Source organism: Leucobacter denitrificans, from assembly GCF_014396385.1.
Taxonomy (GTDB): Bacteria; Actinomycetota; Actinomycetes; order Actinomycetales; family Microbacteriaceae; genus Leucobacter; species Leucobacter denitrificans.
Genome location: NZ_CP060716.1, coordinates 2,069,291 through 2,081,563, shown reverse-complemented (window position 1 = coordinate 2,081,563; position 12,273 = coordinate 2,069,291). Strand labels below are relative to the sequence as shown.

Sequence of the window (12,273 nt, the reverse complement as noted above, 5' to 3'; positions counted from 1 at the left end):
TCATCGTGAGCCGCTCATTAGTTGTCCATCAGCATTTTCAGCCTGTTCTCTAGTGGGAAGGTATCGAGCTGCCCCGATACCCGCAGTGCACGCACAAAGGGTCTGCGCTGCACAGCCAAACTCAGACATTCCGCAGTCTCGTGCACCCAAGCGCCCCGCCCAGGCAGCACAGCACGGTCATCTAAAAGAAGACGCCCATCCATGGCCACCAAGCGAAGGAGATCTGCGCGTGTACCTTGCTTACGGCACGACACACATGTCCGAATCGGATCCATACTACCAGCTTCCCGCCGAAGCGAACTGAGATACGTGATCTAGTCGTTCATGATCGAGTCTGGCTGGATATCAATCTTCGCGCCCGTGAGCTTTGCAGCGAGGCGCGCATTCTGGCCTTCCTTACCAATTGCAAGCGACAGCTGAAAATCAGGAACAAGCGCGCGAACCTGCTTAAGCGACTCGTTGATCATAAACACATCGGTCACCTTGGCTGGCGAGAGCGCGTTCGCCACAAACTTTGGAAGCTCTTGTGAGTAATCGACGATATCGATCTTCTCGTCTCCGAGTTCACTCATCACTGCGCGCACGCGGCTGCCCATTTCACCGATGCACGTGCCCTTCGCGTTGATGCCAGCCTGCTTCGCGCGAACAGCAACCTTTGTGCGGTGGCCAGCCTCGCGAGCGAGCGAAACGATCTCGACAAGACCTTCGCCAAGCTCGGGCACCTCACGTTCGAACAGCTTGCGCACGAGACCCGGGTGAGTACGAGACACAACAATCTGCGGGCCCTTGAGCCCCTTCGAAACGCTCGTCACGAATACACGAATACGCGTTCCGTGAGCGTAGTTCTCGCCGGGCACCTGCTCTTCCGGCGGAAGGATACCCTCAACGTCACCAAGCTCAATATGCACCATGCGCGGGTTCGGGCCCTGCTGAATGACGCCCGAAACGACCTGGCCCTCTTTGTCTTTGAATTGACCAAGAACAGCGTCGTCTGAGAGGTCACGAAGTCGCTGGTTGATGACCTGCTTAGCGGCACTCGATGCCACGCGACCGAACTCATCGGTCGTCACGTACGCCTCACCAATAACCGCACCCTCGTCATCGTGCTCTGGCACGAGCACCGAGATTTCTCCGGTCTTGCGATCGAGTGTTACGCGCACGTCTTCGGTCGAGGGAACGGGAAGCTTTTGGTTCTCAGCGTGCCTGATGTACGCCGATTGGATCGCCTGCTCGATAATTTCGGCGAGTTCCTCGAAAGGGATCTCCCTTTCACGCTCAAGCCCTCGAAGCATTGCGAGATCGATCTTCACTGTGTCCTCCATCGAATATTGAAATGTCTATTCAGCTTTTCCTGCGCGGCGACGCACAGGGTAATCCCCAAGAATAGCTCAATTTGCGGCGAACTCGCCGCTACCCTAGGGGTATGAGCACCGCTCCCGATTCCAGTCCCGTCAATTTGACACCTCACGAGCTTCCCGCGCTCGGCGTCGTGCTTGTCGCTGCGGGCAAGGGTGAGCGGCTCGGCGCGCAGACGCCAAAGGCGTTTGTTGAACTCAGTGGATCCACACTTATCGAGCATTGCGTACGGGCCATCTGCGCCTTGCCACACTCTGGTCATCTCGTCGTCGTGGTGCCAGATTCGCATGCTGCTCAGGCGCTCTCCATCGTCGAGGGCGTCTCGCACCTCACCGATGGGTGGGAAATCTCGGTAATTCCCGGCGGTCGCGAACGGCACGAATCAGTGCGCTTTGGGCTTTCCGCGCTGTCAGATCACATTGAAATTGCTCTGATCCACGATGCGGCCCGCCCGCTCACGCCGACCGATCAGTTCGAACGTGTCGGCGCAGAGGTGCACCGCACAGGCAAGCCGGTCATTCCCGCACTCGCTGTTGTCGATACCGTCAAGCGTGTCGGTGCCGACGGCGCCGTTCACGAAACGGTGGATCGCTCGTCGCTCGTGTCGGTGCAGACTCCGCAAGGCTTTCCGCGCGAGCTCATCAGTGCGGCACATGAAACGCTTCGCGATGCATCAAATGAGGCCGACGCACCCACCGACGATGCTGAGGTCGTGCAGCGCGCGGGCGCCACGGTACTCACGGTGCCCGGCGATCCACTCGCGCACAAGCTCACCACTCCGGCAGATCTCAGGTTGCTTGAGGCGCTCCTTCGTGTGCGATCTGAGGGCGAAAAGTGAGCGCACTGCCTGAGATTCGTGTCGGCACCGGCGTCGACGTGCACGCGTTTGATGCCGACGCGAAGCTCACGCTCGCGGGCCTGAGCTGGCCCGGTGAACCAGGTCTCTCTGGGCACAGCGATGGTGACGTCGTGTGCCACGCGATCGTCGATGCACTGCTCTCGGCTGCGGGTCTCGGTGACATCGGCGGTCTCGTCGGTGTGGATCGGGCGGAGACCGCGGGCGCAGCGAGCACCGGCTTCGTGCGTTTAGCTCTCGACAAACTCGAGGCAGAGGGTTGGCGCCCCAGCAATGTGTCGGTTCAGATGATTGGCAACAGGCCGAAGTTTTCGCCGAGGCGTCACGAAGCGGAGCGCGTGCTCAGCGAACTCGTGGGCGCACCGGTTTCGGTAGGTGCGACAACCTCAGACGGCCTCGGCCTCACCGGCCGAGGAGAGGGCATCGCTGCTATAGCGACCGCCCTCATCACTCGCTAGCTCGCGTAGGTCGAGACGAGGCGCACAGCGCCTCCGTCGACACCCTTCGCGCCCTGCTCGAAACCTTCGAGGTCTCGCGAGGAGGTCGAAACAGAGCCAACGACCCAGGTATCGAGCCCCTCCGCGGTGAGCGCTGTGGCGACGAGTGGCGCGCGATCCGCCGAGACGACGGCGAACATGCCCACGCCGAGGTTCCAGGCACCCTCGAGCGACTCGAGTGAATGCCCGCCGAGGTCTGCAAGGTGACGGAAGACCGGCAGCGGTGACCACGTCGAGCGATCCACCTCGATCCACGCACCCTGCGGAAGCACACGAGCGAGGTTCGCCGCAATACCACCACCGGTGACGTGGCTCAGCGCGTGAATCGCACCAGCAGTCGATGGATCTTCGAGTACGCGCAACAGCGGCGCTGTGTACAGCGCCGTTGGCGTCAGCAGCGCTTCGCCATACGTCGCACCGAGTTCGGGGCTCGGGGCTTCGTAGCCAATGCCGCGCTCTGCAAGGATGTGGCGCACGAGCGAGAAGCCGTTCGAATGCAAGCCAGAGGCTGCCATTGCGATGACAACATCGCCGTCTTTCACGAGGCCCGGGTGAAGCATCTTGTCGGCCTCAACGACGCCCGTCGCAGCTCCTGCAACGTCGTAATCATCGGGGCCCAGAAGACCAGGGTGCTCCGCAGTCTCACCGCCAACAAGCGCGGTTCCGGTCGCCTCGCACGCTTCAGCGATGCCGCGAACAATGTCTGCGATGCGCTGCGGAACCACCTTGCCACACGCAATGTAATCGGTCATGAACAGCGGCTTCGCGCCCACCACAACAATGTCGTCAACGACCATCGCGACAAGGTCTTGGCCAATGGTGTCGTGCTTGTCGATCGCCTGCGCGATCGCTACCTTCGTGCCCACGCCATCGGTCGACGAAGCAAGGAGCGGCCGCTTGTACGAGGTCAGAGCCGAAGCATCGAACATGCCGGCAAACCCACCGACGCCTCCGAGTACCTCAGGGCCATGAGTTCTTGATACGGCCGACTTCATAAGTTCGACAGCGAGGTCTCCGGCGGCAGTGTCAACACCGGACTGGGCATAGATCGACGAGTTTTCGCTCACAAGCCAAGGGTACCCTGTGTGCGCACTCAGCATCATGCCGAACGCCGCACAGAACTATGCGAAAATAGGTAGGTGCGCCACCTGGCGCTCCCTTCAACCCCAGGAGCGAACTCGCAATATGTGCGGCATCGTTGGCATCGTCTCATCTGATCTCGTCAACCAGCAGGTATATGACAGCCTGCTCTTGCTCCAGCACCGGGGCCAAGATTCGACAGGAATCGCGACGCTCGAGGGTGACTTCTTTCACATGGTGAAAGCAAGCGGGCAGGTGCGCGAGGCGTACCGCACGCGCGATATGCGCCAGCTGCTCGGAAACGTTGGTCTCGGGCACGTTCGCTACGCGACAAAGGGCGATGCTGCTCGCGAAGAAGAGGCGCAGCCCTTCTACGTGGGCGCCCCCTACGGCATCATCTTGGTGCACAACGGTAACCTCACAAACACGCGTGAGCTCACCGCTGAGCTGTACAACGTTGACCGCCGCCATCTCAACACGCACTCTGACACCGAGTTGCTGCTCAACGTGCTCGCAAACGAACTCCAAACGAGCATCGCGGGCCTCTCGCTCGACGAAGAGCAGATTTTCGAGGCAGTCACCCGGTTGCACGAGCGCGTTGAGGGCTCATATGCGGCGATCGCGCTCATTGCGGGGTACGGCCTTATTGCGTTCCGCGATCCACACGGAATTCGGCCGCTTGTTCTCGGTCACCGCACCACTGATTCGGGCAAGGACGAGTGGGTCGTAGCGTCTGAGTCGCTCGTGCTCGAGTCGGGTGGGTACGAAATCGTTCGCGACGTCGAGCCAGGAGAGGCCATTCTTATCAAGTCCGACGGCACGATGACGTCGCGTCAGTGCGTGCCGAACCCCGAACTCGTACCGTGCGCGTTCGAGTACATCTACCTCGCGCGGCCAGACTCGGTGCTCAGCGGCATCTCGGTGTACGACGCACGGCTTCGCCTCGGCGATGTGCTCGCAGAGCAGATCAAGGCCGAACTTCCAGATGTGAACATCGACGTGGTCATGCCGATTCCTGACTCGGGCAGGCCGAGCGCCATGCAGCTCGCGCGCAAACTTGGCGTCGAGTACCGCGAGGGGTTCTTCAAGAATCGCTACGTCGGCCGTACCTTCATCATGCCCGGGCAGTCAGTGCGCAAGAAGAGCGTGCGCCAGAAGCTCAACGCGATGAGTGTCGAGTTCAAGGGCAAAGACGTGCTGCTCGTCGATGACTCGATCGTGCGCGGCACAACATCGCGTGAGATCGTCGAGATGGCACGCGCTGCAGGTGCGCGGTCGGTGATCTTCGCGTCAGCGGCTCCCCCAGTGCTCTTCCCTCACGTGTATGGCATCAACATGCCGTCGCGGCAAGAGCTCATTGCGCACGACCGCACTCCCGCAGAGATTGCCGAGATTCTCGGTGCGGATCACCTGGTGTACCAGACCGTCGAGGGCATGAATCGTGCGATTCTTGACGGCCAGGACGCGGTGAAGTCACTCGAGGCGAGCTGCTTCACCGGCGAGTACATCAGCGGCAATGTCGACGAGGAATACCTCAGCTGGGTCGAGGCCACACAGACGAGCTGACGCCGACAAAGCGGGTAGCCAATCCGGGGTTGTGGATCGGGTCGAGTTCACGTAGCCTTTTCGGCGTGAAGAAGTAACGCAGTTCCCGTTCCGCGCCCGAGGCGCCGGGAACACGTGCGTACTGACTTCGATTCAGATAGCACTATCGGAGTGCATTCAGTTGAAGGCTGGTTACCGGCTGACTCACGTGTCTCGGCATCGCCCGGCGGAACCAGTCTTGGTTCTGAAAGGCGGCAGACATGCCCGCTCCCCAACAAACTCCTCAACTCGCCCACGCAAAACGCACCGCGCACTCCACGCCCAATGGCGACCAACGATTTACGCACCTCTCGGTGGTCGATCTCACCCACACCTACCCTGATCGCCGAGTGCTGTCGGAAGTCTCGTTCACTGCGGCCGCGGGCGACCGCATCGGCCTCATCGGCGAGAACGGCACCGGCAAGTCGACGCTGCTGCGCCTGCTCGCGGGCATCGAGGCGCCAGAGTCCGGGTCAATCTCGTTACCCGGAACCGTGGGGCTGCTGCAGCAAGAACTCCCCTACTCCGACAACACCCCAATGTCGCAGGTGCTCGATGATGCACAGCGCTCGAACCTTGAGGCAGTCGCGCATATCGAGCAACTGGCTCACGCGCTCGCAGAGCATCCCAACGATGCCACCGTGTCGCACCAGTATGCCGTGGCGCTCGCTGATGCGGATCGGCTCGGCGCTTGGGAAGCGCAGTCCCAACGCGGCGAGATGCTGTCTGGCCTCGGGCTCGATGGAATTGCCCAGACGCGCGAGATTGGTGAGCTTTCTGGCGGTCAGCGGATCCGCCTCTCACTCGCCGCACTTCTGCTGAGCGCACCGCAAACGCTGCTGCTCGACGAACCATCAAACCATCTCGACGACGAATCAGCTGCCTACCTCGAACGAGTACTGACCAGTTGGCCAGGCATCGTCGTTGTCGCGAGTCATGATCGCGCGCTGCTCGACGCAGTGACGACCCGCATGGTCGATCTCGATCCACTGCCCGTCGCGGCGCGCGAACTCACCGACAGTGAAGATGCAATCACTTCAGAGGTCAACGACGCTGGCTCGGGATTTGGGATTCGTGTGTGGGGAGTCGGGTTTTCTGAGGCCCGCCGCGAGCGCAAAGCCGAGATGCGACGTTGGAGGGAACGGTACGCCAGCGAGTCAGATGAGTTGCGCGCACTCGAACATGAGATCGCGGTCGGCTCGCGGGAGGTGAATCAAAAACACGAGTCGAAATCTGAGTCGCGCATTACGAAAAAGTTCTACGCCGATAAAGACGCGAGAGTGACGGCGAGACGCGCTCGAAACGCGAGCGTGCGACTCGAGCAACTCGAACGCCGCCGCGTTCGAAAGCCGCCCGAGCCGCTGCGCTTTCGAGGGTTCAAGCAGGATAGCGCAAGCGCCGAGCCGGGCCCAGGCGTTGTTGATTGTGCCGACCGCACTGGTCAGTCTCCGAGCACAGTTGCCGAGTCCGCAACCGAGCCGACCCTCTCCGCTCATCGGGTTGCGATCTCGGGCAGGCTCGGCGAAGTCTCAGTGGATCTCGAACCCCACGGCAGACTGCTGCTTACCGGACCGAACGGGTCGGGCAAGTCCACGCTGCTCGCAATCCTCGCGGGTACCCTCACGCCCGAGCAGGGCACCGTCGTGCGCTCCACTCGGGTAGGGTACTTGCCTCAGGAGGTGACGTTCGAGAATCCCGCGCGTTCTGCCGCAGAAACCTATCGCCAACGTGTCGGCGAGGCAGTCGCCGACCGTGTACCTCTTACGTCGCTCGGTCTACTGGCTCGTCGCGATGTGGATCGGGCGGTCGGCTCGTTAAGCGTCGGCCAGCGGCGCAGGCTCGCGCTTGCAATGCTCGTCGCCGATCCACCGCCTGTACTGCTGCTCGATGAGCCGACAAACCACCTCTCGCTCACCCTCGTTGAGGAACTCGAGGACGCGCTGCAAACCTACAGCGGAGCGCTCATTGTGGCATCGCACGATCGCTGGTTGCGGGCCCGATGGGGCGATGCGCCAGCTCTTGCGGTTACCGCGCCGAGTTATTCCTCGTCGTCGGAATCCTCGCGGTCATACTCGTCATCCGAGTCTTCGTCGTCCGAGTCATCGTCCTCATCAACGTCGACGCCATCGAGCTCATCGTCGAAGTCGGAGTAGTCGTTCTCCATCACATCGTCATCGGGATCAACGTCGTCTTCGTCGGCGAGTTCAGCAGCCGCACTCTCGGCAGCCGCCTTCTCTTCCTCGGTCTGACGTGCTTGAGCCTCGCGGAATCGCGCCAGGCGCTCCGACCAGGGCACCCACTCGGGAGCGAGCACCGCGCCTTCGCCCGGAAGCAGCTCAACCTCAAGCACTGTAACTGGCAGTTCATCATTGACCCGCGCGAGTGCTGCAGCCCAGCGCCACCCCGGATAACCCGGCAGCCGGCACTCAAAGTACAAGGTCACGGTCTGGGCGTCGTGAATCTCGTGCCCCTCATCGGCACCGATGGTCTGCGGGTCTGTGATTTCGGCGAGCGCCTCGCGAGCGAGGTCTCGGGAGTTCAGCAGCTGCGGATCCACCGCGACGGCGTCACCGGAATCTTGATTCTCAGACATCGAAATCATCTGCCACGTGCCGCAGCATTGTCGCGACCTTGCGCGAAGCCTGGCGCTCTGGGTACTGACCGGCCTTGAGCCTGCCGCCGACGCCGTCGAGCAGCTTCACTAGGTCTTCAATGATGAGCGCCATCTCGTCGGCCGACTTGCGGTTCCGTTTAGCAAGACGAGGGGTGTCGAGCACACGAACCGAGAGAGCCTGTGGGCCACGGCGCCCCTCTGCAACGCTGTATTCGACTCGGGTGCCCGTGCCGACCTCGGCATCGGCGGGAAGCACGGAAGCGTGCAGGTACACCTGCTGACCATCATCGCCCTGGATGAAGCCGAAGCCCTTGTCCTCGTCGTAGAACCTGACCTTGCCGTTCGGCATGTCTCGCCCTTTCCTTGGAATTCACACGGGCGTAGCAGCGAAATACCGCACAACCCGGGCGCAACTCGTCGTTACGCACACCCCAGCATTCTATCGGCCCCGAGACTGCCGAGACCCTGCACGAACACGCTCAGGCTTGTGAGGGGTAAACTTGTAGGGATGAGCACTGAAGATCACAGCACCCCGTCACGGTTCGAACGCGTCTTGGCCTACGTGACGATCACGATCATCGTCGCCGCTCTCGGCTCGTACTTCGCGACACTCATTGTCGGAATGAATGACCGTGAGGCGGTCGCCGAGGGGTTGTGGGCTTGGGTCTTCGGCATTTCGCTGTACGCATTGCCCGTCGGGTTTGTGCTTCTCATTCTGCTGCTCATACTGGCGCAGCGCAGGCGCAGCCGAGACGCGCGCCAGGGAAAGAGCTGACCTGGTCCACGCATGAGCGGCACGCTCCCTCTCTCTTCATATATAGCTTCGCTCGATCGAGTGGGCTTGATGGGGCTTGTCTCGTCGCGTCGTATCGCGTCGCCGCAGTCTGTGAGCGATTCGCTCGATCTTGCGCAAGAGCTGCTTAAGCCTGATTCGATCGCGCAGGCTCTCACCGAGCTCACCCGCGATGAGCTCGGCGTGCTCGCGCGCATCTCAGGGCTGGGGGCCACCGCTCAAGATGCTGGCGTTCCTCCCGAGCTCCAGCGCCAACTAGAGTCACTCATCGCTCTGGGGCTCGTCTCACCTAATGCCACACCATTCCCAGAGGTTGTAGGGGTGTTCGGCGCTGAGATCGATGGCAGGGTTTCGCTGGATGCGCTTGCGGATCCACAATCTAAGGCGACAGAGCACGACGACGCGCCCGCGCCAGACGTGTCTGGCTGGTTCGCGCAGGCCCTCACCGCGTCGGGTCAGGTGGCCTGGTTGCTTCGCGACCTCGCGCGCACACCCGCCAAGCTCAATCGCAACGGCGATGTCGCCGCGGCGTGGGTGAAGGGCCTCGAGGAGCGCCTCTCGATTCCCCGCGGGGCCGAGCTCGTAGATCTCGTGCGCGGCGCCGGGCTCGCTGGGCCCGCGGGTCACGGCTTCGTGGCGACGGCAGATGCTTGGCTCGGTTCGGGCCACGAGGCTCGGTGGATCGCGCTGGCGCGCACCGCAGCCGCACGGATGCCGCAGCGTCTGCTCGACATGCTCGACACGGCCGAGGCAGCGACCGGCCAGAACATTCACCCAGCGCTCACCGAGTTTCCTCACCGTTTCCCTCTCGCGACCGAGACCACCCTCGCTCAGGTCGCCGCAGCCGCCGCACTCTGGGAGCGCCTCGGAATCACGGTGCACGGACACCTCAGCGCGGGTGGGGCTTACGTGCTGCGCAACCCCGTGGCGCCGGGCTCCGCAGAAGCACTCCCCGACTTCGGCTTTCCCGCCATCGCTCCGGGCATCTATATTCAGCCAGACCTCAGCGTTATTGTTCCCGGGCCGCTGGCAATCGCCGACGAAACGGCGCTTGCCGCGATCACGCTACCCGAACAGCTCGGCGTCGCGTCAACGCTGCGCATCACTGAGGCTTCTCTCGGCGAGGCCATCGATCGTGGGTTTGAGGCCGCTGCTATCCGCGACATGCTCACGGGTCTCACGGTGTCGGGTATTCCGCAGCCGCTCGACTATCTCATTACCGCACTCGGCGAACGCGCAGGCAGTGTCATCGTCACCGCGAACTTCAGTGAGCACGGTCGCAGTCGCGTCGATTTCGCGAGCACGGCGCTGCGCAATTCGATCCTGGTGGATCGAAGGCTCGCACACCTGCAGCTCGCCGAACCGTCGGGGCGACTGCTCACAGAGACGACCATCCCCCCGCTCTACTCCCGGCTTCGTGCCGATCACGTGCTCGCGGCGCTACTCGACGCACGGTACCCGGCGAAGACCGAAACGCAGGGCGTAGACGATGACACACGCCCCATCATGTTGCCGCGCGGGCCTGCAAAAGATGAGGCTGATCCGCTCGACTCTCTCGTCGACCGCGTGCTGGCGTCTACGGCCGACAGCCCGAGTGACATCAGCCGACAGATCACGCTGGCCATTCGCGACCGGAGTTCGATTCGCGTCACGGTCGAGATCCGCGGCGAAGTTCGTGACTTTTCGATCGTGCCAATCTCGCTTGCGTCGGGCCGCATGCGCGCCCTCGATGAGGCAGCGGGGGTCGAGCGCACGCTTCCGCTAGAAGCGATAACTGCGGTCGCACAGCTCACCTGACCTGCGCAGTTCACCGAGAGCGCGTAAAATGGCTAGTTATGACTCTTGGCCCACTCATTGTGCAGAGCGATCACACCGTGCTGCTCGAGGTTGCGCACCCCGACGCTGAAGATGCACGGCATGAACTCGCGGTATTCGCCGAGCTCGAGCGCGCCCCCGAACACATTCACACCTACCGCGTGACACGCCTGGGCTTGTGGAACGCGCGCGCGGCCGGGCACACGGCCGAAGAAATTCTTGAGACGCTGAATCGCTACGCGAAGTTTCCGGTGCCGAGCGGGGTCGCTGCCGAGATCGCCGACACGATGCGGCGCTACGGCAGGCTCACCATCGAGCGCACCGAAGACGGTGACCTCATGCTGCACTCTGACGACGCGGCGATTTTGCGTGAGGTGTCGTCTGCGAAGAAGGTCGCGCCGCTGCTCGGCAACAAGATTGACGACTTCAGCATGCCCGTCGAAGCGTGGGCGCGCGGCGAACTCAAGCAGCAGCTCGTGGCACGCGGCTGGCCCGCCGAAGATCTCGCCGGGTACACGCCGGGCGAACCCTACGAGATCGAGCTCGACGAGAGCGACTGGAGTCTGCGCGACTACCAGCACAAGGCGGTCGAGGCGTTTCAGCGCGGTGGATCGGGGGTCGTGGTGCTCCCCTGTGGCGCGGGCAAGACGCTCGTGGGCGCGGCCGCGATGGCTGCGGTGGGTGCGAAGACGCTCATTCTCGTGACGAACGCGGTGTCTGCTCGCCAGTGGCGCGACGAGTTGCTTCGCCGCACGAACCTCACTGAGGATGAGATCGGCGAGTACTCGGGTCAGGTGAAAGAGGTCAAGCCCGTCACCATCGCGACGTACCAGATTCTTACGAGCAAGCGAAAGGGTGAATACGCACACCTGTCGCTCCTCGACGCGCAGGACTGGGGCGTCATCGTTTACGACGAGGTGCACTTGTTACCCGCCCCCGTGTTTAAGCTCACCGCCGACCTGCAGGCGCGGCGCCGCCTCGGCCTTACCGCGACGCTCGTGCGTGAAGACGGGCGAGAGGGTGACGTGTTCAGCCTCATTGGCCCGAAGCGATACGACGCCGCGTGGAAAGATATCGAGGCCCAAGGATTCATCGCACCGGCCGCGTGCTTTGAGATCCGCATCGACCTGCCTGAATCTGAGCGACTCGAGTACGCCGTCGCGGAGGATCAAGATCGGTACCGCATAGCCTCCTCGACCCCGCAAAAAGAGCGCATCGCGAAAGAGATCATCGACCGACACCCGGGCGAAAGCACCCTAGTTATTGGGCAGTACATTGACCAGCTCGAGTCGATGGCCGAAGCGCTCGACGCGCCACTCATCACCGGGCAGACCCCGGTGAACGAGCGCGAAGAACTCTTCCAGGCGTTCCGTGCAGGCGAAGTGAAGACGCTCGTCGTGTCGAAGGTCGCAAATTTCTCGGTGGATCTGCCAGACGCATCAGTCGCGATTCAGATCTCTGGCTCGTTCGGCTCGCGCCAAGAAGAGGCGCAGCGCCTCGGCCGCCTACTCAGGCCAAAGGCAGACGGTGTGACGGCGTCGTTCTACACGCTCATCGCGCGCGACACAGTGGATCAGGACTTTGCGCAGAACCGTCAGCGGTTCCTCGCGGAGCAGGGGTACTCGTACACGATTATGAACGCTGCTGATCTACCCGCTGCTGCCTAATAAATAGAACC

12 protein-coding genes are annotated in these 12,273 nt (G+C 62.3%); 7 read left to right on the top strand and 5 right to left on the bottom strand.

Going from position 1 to position 12,273, the window contains the following annotated elements; genetic code table 11:
* Positions 1-17: 17 nt before the first annotated feature.
* Together H9L06_RS10025 and nusA are read right to left on the bottom strand one after the other, a co-directional pair.
* On the bottom strand, positions 18-203 hold the full coding sequence (locus H9L06_RS10025) for a YlxR family protein (protein WP_246454371.1): 186 nt from the start codon (positions 201-203) through the stop codon (positions 18-20).
* Positions 204-314: 111 nt separating this feature from the next.
* Positions 315-1,310, bottom strand: coding sequence for a transcription termination factor NusA (nusA, locus tag H9L06_RS10020; protein ID WP_187556475.1), 996 nt, complete (start codon positions 1,308-1,310; stop codon positions 315-317).
* A 113-nt stretch (positions 1,311-1,423) separates the two neighbouring features.
* Between nusA and ispD the strand changes: the two genes are divergently transcribed.
* Together ispD and ispF are read left to right on the top strand one after the other, a co-directional pair.
* On the top strand, positions 1,424-2,194 hold the full coding sequence (gene ispD / locus H9L06_RS10015; protein ID WP_187555037.1) for a 2-C-methyl-D-erythritol 4-phosphate cytidylyltransferase: 771 nt from the start codon (positions 1,424-1,426) through the stop codon (positions 2,192-2,194).
* Entirely contained in the window at positions 2,191-2,670 is a 480-nt protein-coding gene (gene ispF / locus H9L06_RS10010; protein WP_187555036.1) for a 2-C-methyl-D-erythritol 2,4-cyclodiphosphate synthase, read from the top strand. Before ispD ends, ispF begins: the two co-directional genes overlap by 4 nt.
* Here ispF and purM read toward each other — a convergent pair.
* On the bottom strand, positions 2,667-3,809 hold the full coding sequence (purM, locus tag H9L06_RS10005) for a phosphoribosylformylglycinamidine cyclo-ligase (protein ID WP_187556474.1): 1,143 nt from the start codon (positions 3,807-3,809) through the stop codon (positions 2,667-2,669). The two genes, ispF and purM, sit on opposite strands and share 4 nt — an antisense overlap.
* 85 nt (positions 3,810-3,894) lie before the next feature.
* On the opposite strand from purM, the gene purF reads away from it, so the two are divergent.
* Together purF and H9L06_RS11940 are read left to right on the top strand one after the other, a co-directional pair.
* Entirely contained in the window at positions 3,895-5,355 is a 1,461-nt protein-coding gene (purF, locus tag H9L06_RS10000) for an amidophosphoribosyltransferase (RefSeq protein WP_187555035.1), read from the top strand.
* 239 nt (positions 5,356-5,594) lie between these two features.
* The gene (locus H9L06_RS11940; protein WP_187555034.1) at positions 5,595-7,526 is read left to right on the top strand and encodes an ABC-F family ATP-binding cassette domain-containing protein; all 1,932 of its coding nucleotides are present in this window, start codon (positions 5,595-5,597) and stop codon (positions 7,524-7,526) included.
* On the opposite strand, the gene H9L06_RS09990 is transcribed toward H9L06_RS11940, so the two are convergent.
* Positions 7,412-7,966, bottom strand: a complete 555-nt coding sequence (locus H9L06_RS09990) for a DUF3027 domain-containing protein (protein ID WP_187555033.1) — start codon at positions 7,964-7,966, stop codon at positions 7,412-7,414. The two genes, H9L06_RS11940 and H9L06_RS09990, sit on opposite strands and share 115 nt — an antisense overlap.
* Positions 7,959-8,336, bottom strand: a complete 378-nt coding sequence (locus tag H9L06_RS09985) for a cold-shock protein (protein ID WP_187555032.1) — start codon at positions 8,334-8,336, stop codon at positions 7,959-7,961. Before H9L06_RS09985 ends, H9L06_RS09990 begins: the two co-directional genes overlap by 8 nt.
* Before the next feature lie 159 nt (positions 8,337-8,495).
* Here H9L06_RS09985 and H9L06_RS09980 point away from each other — a divergent pair, with 159 nt between their 5' ends.
* The 3 genes from H9L06_RS09980 to H9L06_RS09970 are packed head-to-tail and all read left to right on the top strand — an operon-like array spanning position 8,496 to position 12,262.
* Positions 8,496-8,762 (top strand): hypothetical protein, encoded by a 267-nt coding sequence (locus H9L06_RS09980; RefSeq protein ID WP_187555031.1) that lies wholly within the window; start codon positions 8,496-8,498, stop codon positions 8,760-8,762.
* A 12-nt stretch (positions 8,763-8,774) separates the two neighbouring features.
* Positions 8,775-10,577 carry a helicase-associated domain-containing protein gene (locus H9L06_RS09975; protein ID WP_187555030.1) on the top strand — a complete coding sequence of 601 codons (1,803 nt, stop codon included), beginning with the start codon at positions 8,775-8,777 and terminating at the stop codon, positions 10,575-10,577.
* A gap of 38 nt (positions 10,578-10,615) precedes the next feature.
* Entirely contained in the window at positions 10,616-12,262 is a 1,647-nt protein-coding gene (locus H9L06_RS09970; protein ID WP_187555029.1) for a DNA repair helicase XPB, read from the top strand.
* The last annotated feature ends 11 nt before the right edge of the window (positions 12,263-12,273 follow it).